Source organism: Paenalcaligenes hominis (genome assembly GCF_011927625.1).
In the GTDB taxonomy this organism is placed as follows: domain Bacteria; phylum Pseudomonadota; class Gammaproteobacteria; order Burkholderiales; family Burkholderiaceae_B; genus Paenalcaligenes; species Paenalcaligenes hominis.
Genome location: NZ_JAATIZ010000004.1, coordinates 35,752 through 49,462, shown reverse-complemented (window position 1 = coordinate 49,462; position 13,711 = coordinate 35,752). Strand labels below are relative to the sequence as shown.

The window sequence follows — 13,711 nt, the reverse complement described above, 5'->3', positions numbered from 1 at the left end:
TGTAAATCTACACCTCGTAAGAGGCTTAAATGACTACTGCAGACGTTTCTTAGCTATAGCTAACTGCTCTGCTGTAAAAAGCGCTGACCAAGGCTCCTGCTGTACTAAATGCTCTATAGAGTATTGTAAGTTCTCTAGCCCTGTTAATGCTAAGTTAGCCAAGCCGTCACCAACACGTTCGTTGGCAAGGACGCGGTCTGCTGCTGCTTTTGCGCCAATTTGATTGACCAGTTTACTAAGCCGTGTAAAACGTACAGGAGGATCTAGGTCAGCAGCGTGCTGAATACAAGCACGTAGGGCGGTTTCAAATTGCTGTTCAAGGGGGGTATCAGTAGACATGATTCGCTTTCTGTAAAATAAACACAAAAGCTAAAAATTATGCCTTTAATCAGGAAAGGCTGTCAAATAGGGCGTATTACAGCACCTTGTTGACTTGATCCTCGGTAAAGAACACCGAGTCGCCTTCTTGGAAAATACTATTAGCCACTAGCTGCTGCGTGATCACACCCCGATAGTATACGCCACCGGTCTGCTCGGGTAGCTCTTTAATACGTGCGGGAATATATTTTTCTGTCGTTAAAGCAATTAGCTGCACTTCATCGTCTACTTCTAGAACCAAAGCGCCTGGATAGCGATCGTAATCATGATGCCCCACTACCACTCGAAAAGCCGTAGGGCGATGCTTAACATACTGTTCTTTAATTGATTTATGTAAGGTCAGAATACGTTGAGCATCAATAGAGTAGGGGGGACGGTTTGCCTCAAGCAACTCGTGTTCAAGTTGAGGGCTAAGCTCTATCTGTAAAAGTTGAGCAAGTAAAACAAGCTGAGAAGGGCTCATAATGAAATAATAAAATTAAAATCAATTTTATTTTAATAAGATAGAGGCAATTTAAGCAATAAAAGTCTCAGCCCTACGCAGTAAACCACATAGGGCTGAGACTTTAAATGCGTCAATTAAATTTGACGTAAATGGTGCGAATCAGGCAAATCTTTAAGCTGATCTTTTGTGTAGCCTTTTAAAATTAAATGGTCAGCATTATGATGAAGATGATCACATGCAATACGAACGTTATGTTCGCCTAGACCTAAAAAACCGCCTACACCAATAACGTAATATTGAGCTCTACCATCAGCCCCTAAAATCACATCACGTAAGTCACCGATTTTTTCATCAAGCTCGTTATAAACATCGCGGTTTAACAAATCTTCTTTTACCGCACATCCGTTTGGATAATGACTATAAAGGGTAGAAGTAGTGGTGGGAATGGGTTGATTTGGATCGGTGGGGTGCATAATAAACTCCTTACAGCTCAAATATGAGATCTGGTTGTTTAATGGCTTTGTACTCAATTAGTACGGTAATAGGGGCCCGCTGTAGCGGGCTAAAGAGGTGAAATTACTTATTAACTTCAACCTTAGGTAGCTCTTTTAGTTGATCCTTTGAATAGCCCTGGAGCATCAAGCGATCATTGCTTGGATGAAGCTGAGCGAATGGAATCGCTACATCATGCTCTCCCATCCCAAGAAAACCACCAACCCCAATTACATAATGGGTTGCCTTACCCTGAGGATCTAAAACTACATCACGAATATCTCCCACTTTTTCGTCTTGTTCGTTATAGACATTTTTCCCCATGAGGTTATTTTTTACGCTCCAACCGCTGACCATATCTTTGCCCGGCTCATGGGCAGGAACAGCAGTGGTTACCGGTGCACCGGGCGTAGACGGTTGTGGGGTAGCAGGCGTTTGGGCAAACGCAGCGGAACCGAATGCAAAAGACAATGAGCATACAGTGATAGCAGTTAATTTCTTCATTGAGCTCTCCTTTTCATTAGTAAAGACAAATCAGATCAACGAACCCATCGGGCTGCTTAACTGAATTGTTACTACTAAGCTATCATGCCTATTTCTACAAAAATACCCACAAAATATGTGTAAGTGTTGCAAAAGACAACCAGCAAAAAAAGTCGGTTTTTACTTAAATAATTGATTTTATATAGGTTATTAATTTAAGAAAGGGCTTAACTATAAGGCGGCTGTTGTTACATTTATACTCAGGCTCTAAATAATAGAAGGGGTTTATTAAGCTTGCAACGCACGCCACATAAAAAAATCCCAATTGAAAAATTGGGATTTTTGGCTTTATTTTTGATTAAGAGGGTAAACCTAAAAAGTGAAATGGCTGTGTTTCAACAAATTGATCATTGACTGAGCCATTAAATAGAGTGGATTGATTAGGTCCTAATTTTAATTTTTTTACCTGACCCGTTTCTTTTGAAAAATCCAATTTATCTAGCTCTACCCAAAAAATATTAGGTGCAATAGCAGACTCAAAAAAATACCGCTTATTTTTCTGGTCAGCCACAGTACGCCAACGCGTTGATGAAATATTGGGCTCATTAGGGGTGGAAATACCATAAGGCACAGACACATTTCGGATCACACTAAATACACTCGCAAGTGCTTCGTCCTCTTGATTGGTTTTGGGAATGGCGTTGACGTAAAAAGAAGCGCGAGCAAAACGGTCTGCCGCTCGGTTTGTCCCTGGCAGCATGGTTAATCCCCCAATTTGTTCCCAGTAACTATTAAGTGTTAGCTGTTGATCAAAGGTCGGAGAATTAGTCATGACCTGGTAGTTGCGACTGTGATGAATGACTTGCTGACCATCGATGTACTCGACAATGGCACTATCACCGCTGGCGTCAGAAATAGAAAGGTGCAGAGTGGCTAAACGATTTTCACCGGGAACGTGTTCAGTCACTAAAGTAAAAGGGGTTTTGTGCAGGGCTTTTACAGCCTCGTTTACGGTAGCATAGTTATCTAATACATATTGAGCCCAAGCTGAAATGGCTAAACCTGGCGATTTTCCATCGTATTTTGGATATTCTGATTCGACAAGCCACAGCACATTAGCCACTAGCCCTTTTTCATTCATGCCATCGGTGGTGGAAATATCATACCCCGACGCAATAACACTGCCATACTTAGAGGTCCAAGTAATAGAGTTTTGGCCTGCCATTCCTTGACGTTGCATACCTTTAGGAAAGACCCATAGGTTGGTTTCTACATCTGATTTCCAATCCATGGAGCGGGCTGTGATGACTTGATTATCTGCACCTAAATAAACAAACCGGGTGCACGCATCAGCGTTAGGTAAAGCTAAAAAGGTTAACGATAGGGCAGTGGCAGCTGCGTGCAGTGTGGAGGACAGTTTAAACTGCATAGTACATCTTATCCTTGTTAGAAAATTCGTCTTTATTTATGAATGCATCGATGACCAATCGCTTGACTTGTTCGAGGTGCTTAAGACCTCAAACCCATTGTCTTTGTGCCTATATAGGTTGTATCCCAAACCAAACACATGTTCTCGTTTTACAGCATCCTGAGGAACACAAGCATCCCCTTAATACTGCACGTTTAGCAGTGCTAGGTCTACAAAATGCTGAATTGTTAATTGGTGAATCCTTTCCTGATCTGGTGAGTAGATTGACATCCTCCCCCGCCTAAAGGCCGGGGATTCCTACAGCGCTCAAAGGAGGCATGGAGCCGTCCCAGAGTCGCTTCGGTGGGTTCCTGCTGCTGGCTGCCTGACTGCACTGCTCACTTCACAGGCGAACCGGGCGTGTCCCGCCTTTAATACATTGATCGCACCAACCACATCGGCGTTTTCCTTAACGCCACATGCTACGCACACAAATTGCGCTTTACGCAGGGGGGGCATGCCGCTTGAAACTGTTGAACGGTGCATAGTACGTGCCATCTGAAAACGTGGCAAACCGGCGCGTTTGGCAAAGAAGTTTTTGTAGGCACGTTCTAGGTCTTTAAGCGCTTGCTGCAAACATTGACTTGGCGAGTGTTTCAGCCACTCTGTTTCCTTATCCTTCTTCCAAACGGGCAGGAAATTAGCCAGAACGGTATAGCTGAATTTCGTCGTGCTGTAGGCGGCATAACGGTCTTTTTGCCATGCCAACGCCCTATTGAACACGAAACGACACGCACCGGCAAAGCGGCGCATATCGCGTCGCTGAGCGCCGTTGGGCTTGAGTTCGTATTGATAGGCTTACAATCGTTTCATGCTAAAAATTATACGTAGTCTATGAAGAAAAACAACGCCATTAGACGCAGTAGACACTGTGTTTTTACCATGCACGTTCACTTGGTCTTTGTGACAACGTACCGTCGTGGTGTGTTCACTAAAGACGTGCGGGATGACTTGCTGAGCAACAACAAACACCAAGCTGATACGAAGACGCTAGCGCGTCCGCGCTATTCATCTCCGCCCTGAACGGCGGGGTTTTCCGCGCGATTTGATAAATCGACTGTGCCACATTGCGAGTGACGCTAAGGCTTAGGCTTGGTAGTATGAGACGTATAGTTCAAAAGTAGATAGCCCTTAGGAGATAGCATGGGAGTAAAAACAGTAATAGTATTTCTAATGAGCGCTTGCGTTCCATTGACTGTATTAGCGGATTCTTCTCCTTGTCAGCAGAAATTTGCAAACATAGAGCAGCAAATAGAGCAGGCAAAAAAGCATGGCAACCCTCATCGTGTAAAAGGGTTAGAAAGAGCTTTACATAATGCAAAAAGCAACTGTTCTACTCGCTCTCTTATTGAAGACAAGAAAGAAGACATCGTGGAACAAGAGGAAAAAATTACGGATCTGACGAAAAAGATTCAAGAAAAAACGCAGTCTGGAAAAGTGGAAAAGGTAAAAACCTTAGAGAGAGAATTGCAGGAAGAGCAGGAAAAATTAACTATTTTACAAAGGGACCTACGTCACCTAGAGCAATAACAGAGTAAATGGGTGGCATAACGCTGCTTAGGTCGCTTAGTGGCTCATTTAAAAAAACCCGCCTAGGAAATCTAAGGCGGGTTTTTCATTACGAGTCATTTCAATTGACAGGGACTAATGGCCGTAGCAAGGAATCGGCCGCTAATATTGAGCAACGCTCTTGTTCATGTGCAGTCTGTAAAGCAATATAACGAGCTTCATGCTCTGCATCACGGTGAGCCATCCCTTTAAATGAGCTTTCTAGATAATGGTAATACCAAATCGAGTCATCTAGTGTCATGCCTACAAAAACCAAATTGTTATTTTGGTCCTCGGTTAACGCACAAATTTCCAACAAATACTCCCGTTCACGGGATTCAAGTAATAACATAACGCTCCTTAGTGAAGTGCTATTGTAAGCCTCATTGCGATAAGGTGCAGAAGCTTTGTACCCATTCATTTTCTGAGCCGCTCTATTGTGGGGTTTAGTCTAGTAAGTAGACATCGTATTTGAATGGTAAGTACCGTTAGCCTAGGGGTGGCATTGACTCAGCCAAGATCTAAAAACAGATGTTGGTTGAGCTAAGTGCAGTGTTAATCAAAGATTTCCTGCCAAAATGATTTTTTCTTATATGGTTTTTTGTAGCCATACTGTGAATGGCTATCGCGCTGTGGGTGGTTTGTATAGTGTTGTGGCGCTTGCGTTGGAGCGCTAAGTTGAGAGACCTCCTGTACACTGCGTTCAATTAACTTATCTAGCTCGCCGCGATCTAGCCACACCCCTCGACATTGTGGACAATAATCAATCTCAATGTTGTGGCGTGATGACATAGCCAGATCGGTTTCTTTGCATGCTGGGCATTTCATAAGTCATTTCCTTTTCGTTTATTCGGTACTAGATATAGACTAACAGCGTTTCGGTTTGTTCCTTCGTTTATCAATGTCGCCGTAAAACCTCGGTCTTCAGGACGGGGAGGATGGTCATATCGGATGAGCGGTACTTAAGCCGCCATTTTTTGGATCCACTAGGTAACAACTCTAAATATAAGCCCCCACCATCAAACAGACGATTGCGCCCACCTTTTTCATATTTGGCATTTCTGCATCGTATATCTGTTAAACGCGCCACAGAGCGTGTCATTTCTTCATGCCCCCAAAGTATTTTGTCATGCCCCCAATCATGCCCCCAATCATGCCCCCAAATGTGGTGGCATGCAGTGAACGCTAGTGACAGCTACTGACGGAACGCGAGACAACAAAAAACCCGCAAAGCCAATGACTGTGCGGGTTTCTGGTGCTCATAGACTTTTTGTGAAGTCTAGTGAAACATGAGTTCTGGTAGGCAGTACTGGATTCGAACCAGCGACCTCTACGATGTCAACGTAGCGCTCTAACCAACTGAGCTAACCGCCTAAAGATATAACTATAGTGTGGTTCTGTAGATCTTGTCAAGCCTTTAAGTAAAAATAAATAAAATGAAGTCTTCTGGGCTTGGGCCTCTGTACCAAACAAATGGATGCTAGATGGCGTGGCGTAGCAAGATTGCAACAATTGGCTGCGTATTTTACTTGAGTCCGGTTTTTTTCTGGCTGGGTGCTGCATGAAAAGCTGGGCAGTGTTAGACTTATATATAACTAATATTCTTGAATTAACGATGGAAACATACATGATCACAACGCGAACTACTACCTTGCGACAATAGTTTTGGCCGCATGTGTTCGCTCGTTATTCAAGCTATTCACAGATACCTTAAACGCGGCCATGGAGCCGCGTTTTTTATTAATTAGGAAGTTGTATGGTTCAGATTACCTTACCCGATGGTTCACAGCGCTCATTTGATGGGCCTGTTTCTGTTGGCGATGTGGCTCATTCCATTGGTGCTGGTTTAGGGCGTGCTGCTCTTGCAGGGCGAGTGACTACGACGGATTCTGAGCCTACTTTAGTCGATACCAGTTACGTTATTGATCAAGATGCCGAGCTAGCTATTATCACTGCAAAAGACGCTGATGGTTTAGACGTGATTCGTCACTCTACCGCTCATCTATTGGCGTATGCCGTTCAAGAGTTATTTCCCGAGGCACAAGTCACTATCGGCCCGGTCATTGATAATGGCTTTTATTACGACTTTGCCTACAAGCGTCCCTTCACTCCCGAAGACCTAGTGGCCATTGAAAAGAAAATGGCCGAGCTAGCCAAGGCAGATATACCTGTGTCGCGCGAGGAATGGGATCGTGACGAGGCTGTGGCTTTCTTCAAGAGCATCGGCGAGCACTATAAAGCTGAAATTATTGAATCTATCCCCTCAGGCGAAACCATCAGTCTGTATCGAGAGGGCGATTTTATTGATCTGTGTCGCGGTCCACACGTACCTTCTACAGGCAAGCTAAAAGTCTTTAAGCTCATGAAGGTAGCGGGGGCGTATTGGCGTGGCGACAGCAATAATGAAATGTTGCAACGTATTTATGGTACAGCATGGGCCAGTAAAGAAGATCAAAACGCGTATCTCACCATGCTAGAGGAAGCAGAAAAGCGCGATCACCGTCGCTTAGGTCGTGAGTTAGGTTTATTCCAATTCCACGAAGATGCGCCTGGCTTGATTTATTGGCACCCTAAAGGTTGGACAGTCTGGCAGCAGGTTGAGCAGTACATGCGCAAGGTCTACCAAGACAATGGCTACCAAGAAGTCAAAGCCCCACAGATTCTAGACTTATCATTATGGAAAAAAACAGGTCATTGGGATAACTATTCCGAGAATATGTTTACCACCGAGTCTGAAAACCGTGTGTATGGACTTAAACCCATGAATTGCCCGGGGCACGTGCAAATCTTCAACCAAGGTCTGCATTCTTATCGCGAGCTGCCACTGCGTTATGGTGAGTTTGGTCAGTGCCATCGTAACGAGCCTTCAGGTGCCTTGCACGGCATGATGCGTGTACGCGGTTTTACTCAAGACGATGGCCATATTTTCTGTACAGAGGATCAACTCCAAGAGGAATGCGTAAACTTTACGGCGCTGCTACAACGTGTTTACAAGGATTTTGGTTTTACTGAAATTTTATACAAGGTAGCCACTCGACCCGAAAAGCGCATCGGTGACGACGAGGTCTGGGATAAGGCCGAGCAGGCTCTGATGGAAAGCTTACGTCGCACTAATTGTGAGTTTGAAATCGCTGAAGGTGATGGCGCCTTCTACGGTCCAAAGATTGAATACACCCTTAAAGACGCAATTGGCCGCCATTGGCAGTGTGGCACGATTCAGGTGGATTTTTCCATGCCAGCGCGTCTAGGTGCAGAATACGTGGATGCTAACGATCAACGTCGTACTCCTGTTATGTTGCACCGCGCCATTTTAGGGTCGTTTGAACGTTTTATTGGTATTCTAATTGAAAACTATGCAGGTGCATTGCCTGCGTGGTTATCTCCAGTACACGCTGTGGTGTGCTGTATTGCAGAATCGTCAGCGGATTATGCTAAACAAGTGGCTGACACGCTTCGTGCAAAAGGCCTACGTGTTAATAGCGATTTGCGTGGCGAAAAAATCACCCGTAAAATTCGGGAACACAGTATGCAAAAAATCCCTTACATTTTAGTCGTAGGGGATAAAGAGCGAGAGGCAGGTGCGGTCGCAGTGCGCGGTCGTGGGGGCCTCGATTTAGGGGTTATGCCATTGACCGACTTTGCGGAACGCATGCAAAATGAGGTTGACAGCCGTCAATAAGCCTACTTGCACGCTGGCATAGAATTTTTTATTTAATTTTGGGAGTCTTAGACATCGCAACCGAAAAGAAACATCGCATCAACGGTGAAATCCGTGTTAATGAAGTGCGACTCATTGGTATTGAGGGTGAACAGCTTGGCGTCGTTAAGCTAGCTCAAGCATTAGACATGGCTGAAGAGCATGAGGTCGATTTAGTAGAAATTGCACCGACTGCAGCTCCACCTGTATGTCGTCTCATGGATTACGGCAAGTTCCGTTATCAGGAACAAAAACGCCAACAAGAGGCCAGAGCCAAGCAAAAAGTGGTTCAAATCAAAGAGGTGAAATTCCGTCCTGCTACGGACGAGGGCGATTACAACGTAAAACTACGTAATGTTCGTCGTTTCATCGAAGATGGGGACAAAGTCAAAGTATCACTACGTTTTAGAGGGCGCGAAATGGCTCACCAAGAGCTAGGTATGCGCGTTTTAGAGCGTGTACGTGATGACGTAGAGGATATTTGCCAAGTCGAATCCTTCCCACGTTTGGAGGGTCGTCAGATGGTGATGGTGCTTGCGCCTCGCAAGAAAGCCAGCTAATCCGTCTCTAGACCGACTACTTTGCTACCCCTTCGCGACTTTTGTTGCGAAGGGGTTTATTTCAGGAATCTCCGTCATGCATGTTTTATTTATTATTGATCCATTGCCTTCTCTTTCTGCATACAAAGACACTTCGGTGGCAATGATGCGGGCGTTGCTTGCTCAAGAGCATACGATTAGTGTCGCGTTACAAACCGATCTTTATATTGATCAAGGTCGAGTAAAAACAGTAGCTCAGCCTATTCATATCGCACCCAGTGCAGATTTGCATGCTGCAGATTGGTGGACTGAAACCGGTCCGGCTTTGGAGCTTGAGCTTAATCACTTTAGTGCGGTCATTATGCGCAAAGACCCACCATTTGATATGGAATATTTTTACTCTACGCATTTGCTGAGTTTTGCAGAAGAGCAGGGTGCTAAAGTGTTTAATACAGGCGCAGCATTACGCAATCACCCAGAAAAGTTAGCCATCACCGAGTTTCCTGAGTTCACACCACCGACTCTAGTCACTCGAGACATGAAACGCATCCGGGCCTTTCACCAAGAGTACAAAGATGTCATTGTGAAACCGCTTGATGGAATGGGCGGCATGGGTATATTCCGTATGCGCGAAGGCGAGGTAAACGTCGGAGCCATTCTAGAAACCTTAAGCAAAGACGGTGCTGAAACATTAATGGTGCAGCGCTATATTCCTGAAATCAGCGCTGGCGATAAACGTATTTTGATTATTAATGGCCGTCCAATTCCCTATTGCTTGGCACGTATTCCGTTGGCAGGGGAAACACGCGGAAATTTAGCAGCTGGTGGCCGTGGCGTAGCCCAACCACTAAGTGAACGTGATTGGCAAATAGCCAATACGGTCGCTCCCCGTTTGGCAGAGCGTGGATTGTTTTTAGTTGGCTTGGACGTGATTGGTGACTACATCACAGAAGTCAATGTGACGAGTCCAACGTGCTTTGTTGAAATTACCGAGCAAACCGATTGTGACGTGGGGGCCTTGTTTGCGAAAGCCCTAGCTGACGTGGTGGCGAATGCATAGGCAATCACCAGTTGCTGTGGTGTTAGTCACTCATGCTCCTTTGGGTAAAGCACTCTATGCGTGTGTAGAGCATGTGTTGCAAACACCGCCTTCTTTGCTGGTGGCCGATGTGCTTGCAGCAGATTTGCCTCAGCCGTGGGTGAAAAAGCTTGAGCATGAAATTGCAGAGCTAGGCACCAAGCAGGTGTTATTGCTTTGCGATTTGTATGGCTCAACGCCTTATCATGTGGCAACAGGTGTTCAGCGTCGCTTAGCGCTGCGCGATTATCGGGTACATCTTGTGTCTGGGGTAAATGTCCCTATGGTACTGAAAGCTTTAACTGATACTAGCTCAACTATAGAGGCAATGGTGACTCAAGTGCTTGCTGCGACGCAAAGAGGAATCGTGCATCAATCTCCAACACTTTCATAATTACGATCATGCTTTCCATTAATATAGAAATAACCAATCAGCTTGGCTTGCACGCACGGGCTGCAGCCAAGCTCACCAAAGTGGCAAGCCAATATAAAAGCGATATTCATATTGCTCGCGGCGATCGACGCGTCAACGCAAAAAGTATTATGGGTGTCATGATGTTGGCAGCAGGCTTAGGGGTAACCGTCACTTTAGACGCCGAGGGGGATGATGCGGAACAAGCCTTAGATGCCCTAGCTAACCTATTTGCTAATAAATTTGACGAGGAAGCCTAAGGCTTATGTTGGAGCCCAATCAATCCCCTGCTATGTGGACAATGGCTGGTCAAGGTGTAGTCAATGGCTATGCCATTGGTAAAGCAGCCGTGATGGGTGCTGCCGCACTCGAGGCGCCGCATTATTATATCGAGCCAGAGGCCATCAATGCAGAGTGCGCTCGACTCCATCAGGCCATGGATCAAGCGCGGGATGATCTAGTGTCCATTGCACGGCAACTGCCTGCAGACACCCCATTAGAAATTATCCCTGTGCTGGAAGTGCATCGTTTATTGCTTGATGATCCGATGCTACGACAACAAAGCTGTGTGTATATTACAGAGCGTTTATATAACGCTGAGTGGGCACTTACTACACAAGGACAAAATCTAGCGGCCCAGTTCGAGCAAATAGAGGACCCTTATTTGCGTGAGCGCAGTGCTGATATACGTCAGGTCATTGAGCGGGTTTTACTTATTTTAAGCGGCCAAGCGCCAGTCCATCACAGCTTAGCCATTCATGCTGAATCGCACGATCCTGGGCTTATTGTAGTGGCGCGTGATATTTCCCCGGCCGATATGTTGCGACTGCGCAAAATCCGCTTTGCTGCCTTTTTGACTGATTTGGGTGGGCCAACATCCCATACGGCGATCGTAGCGCGCAGTATGAATATTCCAGCCGTGGTGGGGTTGGGCGAGTTTAGACGTTTAGTGCGTGATGGCGATCAACTGATTGTTGATGGGTTTAAAGGGGTGGTGATTGTTAATCCCTCTGAGCTCGTGTTGCAGCAATATCGCAAGCTCCAGGCAGCACACTTAAGTCAGCGTGAGCAATTAGCCCAATTGCGCGATACGCCAGCTGTCACCTTAGATGGTATAGCAGTACAGTTAGAAGCCAACATCGAGCTACCCCACGAGGCTCAAGCCGCGTTTGATGCGGGCGCAGACGGGGTGGGTTTATTCAGAAGTGAGTTTTTGTTTATGGGGCGTCCTGATCTGCCCTCCGAGCAAGAGCAGTACGAGGCCTATGCCTCTGTAGTAAAAATTATGCAAGGGCGTGCCGTTACGATTCGAACCCTTGATTTGGGGGCGGATAAAGCCCTAGACGGAGAGCAAACGGTAGCAACGAATCCTGCGTTGGGGTTACGTGCTATTCGTTATTGTTTAGCCCATCCTGATTTATTTCAAACGCAGTTGCGCGCACTATTAAGGGCTTCGCAGCTTGGGCGAGTACGTATCTTAATTCCCATGATTTCCACCATGGAAGAAGTCAAAGCGGTCCGTGTTGCACTGGAACAAGCGCAACATAGTCTGCGCTCAGAAGGGTATACGGGCGTATTTAATTATGAGCTAGGGGCAATGGTTGAAGTGCCGGCAATTGCTATTGCGATTGAACCTTTTGCGCAAAACCTTGATTTTCTTTCCATTGGTACGAATGACCTTATTCAGTACGTGATGGCAGTAGACCGAACGGATGCTGAGGTCATGGATTTGTACGACCCAATGCATCCGGCTGTATTGCGATTAATCGCTCATACTATTAATCGAGCTGAAAGCTACGGCAAGCCTGTTTCGGTTTGTGGGGAAATGGCAGGCGATGCCCGTTTGACGCGCATGCTATTAGGTTTGGGGCTACGCTGTTTTTCTATGCCGGCCTCTCAGATCATGTTAGTAAAGCAGCAGGTGCTGCAAGCCCATACTGGCGATTTACGCCATAAAGTTGCCACGGCGCTTAACCGAGCCGAGCGTATTGACCTCTTAAAGCTGAACTAATTCGCTGATTAAGGGGTTGTGTGCGGGTTTACACCACAATTTAAATGTAACAAAACAAGCTAATCGTATCGTTAGACCGCGAAAAAAGAGGGGCAAGCGAGCCGTGGCCAGTAAAATCTTTACAATGTTACAAATTAGACATGAGCATTTACACTAGGTAGCTTGCGTCAGGGGCAGACCTGGTTAGAATTAATTGTAACAAGGGGCCTATTGCAGGCACCTACTGCTTTTACTATAAAGGAACGATATGAAAAAGACACGCTTATCTCTTGCCATTCTTGCCTCATTTTCAGTCGCTTTGTTGGCTGCATGCTCTGATGAAACGAATGATAAGCCCGCTCCTGCAGGTGCGCCTGCTGTAGAGGCGCCCGCACCCACACCGGCCCCAGCTCCCGCACCAGCAGTGACGCCACAGCCTGAAACAAAAACAGAAGAGCTCAAGCAGGATGTGAAAAAAGAAGCTGAAGACTTAAAGAAAAAAGCAGAAGAGCTGAAAGAGGAGTCCAAAAATAGCGCAGCCGATGCCAAAGAAGACATTAAAGAACGCGCCCAGCATATCAAAGAAAAAGCGGCTGACTTAGCGGATAAAGTCGCTAACGATGCGTCTGAGGCGGCTCATGATGCCAACACAGCAATTAAAGATGCAGCTGCTAAAGCCGATGCCGCCATTCAAAATGCAGTAAATGGCGATAAAACTGACAAGCAATAAACATAGATTTTCTTTGCTTGGTTAGCATTAAGCCGCCTTTGTGCGGCTTTTTTGTTTAAACTAAAGCTATCACTATAAAGGAGAGTCATGATGAACTCACGCAACGATATTTTTAGTCAAATACAGCAAAATATATCTGACCTTATTGCTAACAGTCCCGCTGCGGATTTAGAAAAAAACATGAAAGCGTTTATGGGGCAAACCTTTAATCGTATGGATTTGCTCACTCGTGACGAGTTTGATACGCAAGTTGCATTGTTAGAGCGCGCTTTAGCCCGTGTCACGGCATTAGAGCAGCGTGTTCAAGAGCTTGAGGCCAAACTTGCCCAAAGCGCAGCTCCCGAACCAGACTCTCATCCGTAGTTTTACCCTTAGCTAAACCTGGCTACCTATGCCGTAAAACTGCTGTGTTTTACGGCATACTTTTGTATGTCTCCATACACAAGGTGCG

The 13,711-nt window shown here is 45.8% G+C and carries 20 protein-coding genes and 1 tRNA gene; 11 read left to right on the top strand and 10 right to left on the bottom strand.

From position 1 onward, the window contains the following. Positions 1-33 precede the first annotated feature (33 nt). The 5 genes from GGR41_RS10170 to GGR41_RS10150 all read right to left on the bottom strand — a co-directional run bounded on the left by GGR41_RS10170 (position 34) and on the right by GGR41_RS10150 (position 3,227). Positions 34-339: a hypothetical protein gene (locus tag GGR41_RS10170; RefSeq protein WP_167661749.1), complete on the bottom strand. Its 306-nt coding sequence runs from the start codon at positions 337-339 to the stop codon at positions 34-36. A gap of 76 nt (positions 340-415) precedes the next feature. After that, entirely contained in the window at positions 416-841 is a 426-nt protein-coding gene (locus GGR41_RS10165) for a hypothetical protein (protein ID WP_077733007.1), read from the bottom strand. A 116-nt stretch (positions 842-957) separates the two neighbouring features. Continuing rightward, positions 958-1,296 (bottom strand): PRC-barrel domain-containing protein, encoded by a 339-nt coding sequence (locus tag GGR41_RS10160; RefSeq protein WP_167661748.1) that lies wholly within the window; start codon positions 1,294-1,296, stop codon positions 958-960. Positions 1,297-1,399: 103 nt separating this feature from the next. Then, a complete protein-coding gene (locus tag GGR41_RS10155) occupies positions 1,400-1,819 on the bottom strand; it encodes a PRC-barrel domain-containing protein (protein ID WP_077733009.1) in 420 nt (139 codons plus the stop codon). Between the two features lie 337 nt (positions 1,820-2,156). Further along, a complete protein-coding gene (locus tag GGR41_RS10150; protein WP_167661747.1) occupies positions 2,157-3,227 on the bottom strand; it encodes a linear amide C-N hydrolase in 1,071 nt (356 codons plus the stop codon). 38 nt (positions 3,228-3,265) lie between these two features. Between GGR41_RS10150 and GGR41_RS10145 the strand changes: the two genes are divergently transcribed. Beyond that, on the top strand, positions 3,266-3,511 hold the full coding sequence (locus tag GGR41_RS10145; RefSeq protein WP_308633747.1) for a DTW domain-containing protein: 246 nt from the start codon (positions 3,266-3,268) through the stop codon (positions 3,509-3,511). Positions 3,512-3,533: 22 nt separating this feature from the next. Here the strand turns inward: GGR41_RS10145 and GGR41_RS10140 are convergent, their stop codons facing one another. Continuing rightward, the gene (locus tag GGR41_RS10140) at positions 3,534-4,019 is read right to left on the bottom strand and encodes a helix-turn-helix domain-containing protein (RefSeq protein ID WP_229711188.1); all 486 of its coding nucleotides are present in this window, start codon (positions 4,017-4,019) and stop codon (positions 3,534-3,536) included. An 81-nt stretch (positions 4,020-4,100) separates the two neighbouring features. On the opposite strand from GGR41_RS10140, the gene GGR41_RS13200 reads away from it, so the two are divergent. Next, positions 4,101-4,289, top strand: a complete 189-nt coding sequence (locus GGR41_RS13200) for a transposase (protein ID WP_268235110.1) — start codon at positions 4,101-4,103, stop codon at positions 4,287-4,289. Positions 4,290-4,409: 120 nt separating this feature from the next. Further along, positions 4,410-4,796 carry a DUF1090 domain-containing protein gene (locus GGR41_RS10130; protein WP_167661746.1) on the top strand — a complete coding sequence of 129 codons (387 nt, stop codon included), beginning with the start codon at positions 4,410-4,412 and terminating at the stop codon, positions 4,794-4,796. Positions 4,797-4,896: 100 nt separating this feature from the next. Here GGR41_RS10130 and GGR41_RS10125 read toward each other — a convergent pair whose 3' ends face one another. The 4 genes from GGR41_RS10125 to GGR41_RS10115 all read right to left on the bottom strand — a co-directional run bounded on the left by GGR41_RS10125 (position 4,897) and on the right by GGR41_RS10115 (position 6,188). Next, the gene (locus GGR41_RS10125) at positions 4,897-5,166 is read right to left on the bottom strand and encodes a hypothetical protein (protein WP_077733012.1); all 270 of its coding nucleotides are present in this window, start codon (positions 5,164-5,166) and stop codon (positions 4,897-4,899) included. A 203-nt stretch (positions 5,167-5,369) separates the two neighbouring features. Beyond that, positions 5,370-5,642: a TFIIB-type zinc ribbon-containing protein gene (locus GGR41_RS10120; RefSeq protein WP_167661745.1), complete on the bottom strand. Its 273-nt coding sequence runs from the start codon at positions 5,640-5,642 to the stop codon at positions 5,370-5,372. A 70-nt stretch (positions 5,643-5,712) separates the two neighbouring features. Continuing rightward, complete coding sequence (locus GGR41_RS13135; protein WP_371020272.1) at positions 5,713-5,916, bottom strand: Arm DNA-binding domain-containing protein; 204 nt, start codon at positions 5,914-5,916, stop codon at positions 5,713-5,715. Positions 5,917-6,111: 195 nt separating this feature from the next. Further along, positions 6,112-6,188, bottom strand: a tRNA-Val gene (locus GGR41_RS10115). Positions 6,189-6,570: 382 nt separating this feature from the next. Here GGR41_RS10115 and thrS point away from each other — a divergent pair. The 8 genes from thrS to GGR41_RS10075 all read left to right on the top strand — a co-directional run bounded on the left by thrS (position 6,571) and on the right by GGR41_RS10075 (position 13,623). Continuing rightward, positions 6,571-8,493 (top strand): threonine--tRNA ligase, encoded by a 1,923-nt coding sequence (gene thrS, locus GGR41_RS10110; RefSeq protein WP_167661744.1) that lies wholly within the window; start codon positions 6,571-6,573, stop codon positions 8,491-8,493. 38 nt (positions 8,494-8,531) lie between these two features. Beyond that, positions 8,532-9,071: a translation initiation factor IF-3 gene (infC, locus tag GGR41_RS10105; RefSeq protein ID WP_209279799.1), complete on the top strand. Its 540-nt coding sequence runs from the start codon at positions 8,532-8,534 to the stop codon at positions 9,069-9,071. Between the two features lie 76 nt (positions 9,072-9,147). Next, the gene (gene gshB / locus GGR41_RS10100) at positions 9,148-10,110 is read left to right on the top strand and encodes a glutathione synthase (RefSeq protein ID WP_167661743.1); all 963 of its coding nucleotides are present in this window, start codon (positions 9,148-9,150) and stop codon (positions 10,108-10,110) included. Then, positions 10,103-10,522: a PTS sugar transporter subunit IIA gene (locus GGR41_RS10095; RefSeq protein ID WP_167661742.1), complete on the top strand. Its 420-nt coding sequence runs from the start codon at positions 10,103-10,105 to the stop codon at positions 10,520-10,522. The genes gshB and GGR41_RS10095 overlap by 8 nt, the downstream gene beginning before the upstream one ends. 8 nt (positions 10,523-10,530) lie before the next feature. Further along, the gene (locus GGR41_RS10090) at positions 10,531-10,800 is read left to right on the top strand and encodes an HPr family phosphocarrier protein (RefSeq protein WP_167661741.1); all 270 of its coding nucleotides are present in this window, start codon (positions 10,531-10,533) and stop codon (positions 10,798-10,800) included. A 5-nt stretch (positions 10,801-10,805) separates the two neighbouring features. Then, complete coding sequence (ptsP, locus tag GGR41_RS10085; protein ID WP_229711186.1) at positions 10,806-12,551, top strand: phosphoenolpyruvate--protein phosphotransferase; 1,746 nt, start codon at positions 10,806-10,808, stop codon at positions 12,549-12,551. 247 nt (positions 12,552-12,798) lie between these two features. Further along, positions 12,799-13,260, top strand: a complete 462-nt coding sequence (locus tag GGR41_RS10080) for a hypothetical protein (RefSeq protein WP_167661740.1) — start codon at positions 12,799-12,801, stop codon at positions 13,258-13,260. Between the two features lie 87 nt (positions 13,261-13,347). Continuing rightward, positions 13,348-13,623 (top strand): accessory factor UbiK family protein, encoded by a 276-nt coding sequence (locus GGR41_RS10075; RefSeq protein ID WP_371019678.1) that lies wholly within the window; start codon positions 13,348-13,350, stop codon positions 13,621-13,623. The last annotated feature ends 88 nt before the right edge of the window (positions 13,624-13,711 follow it).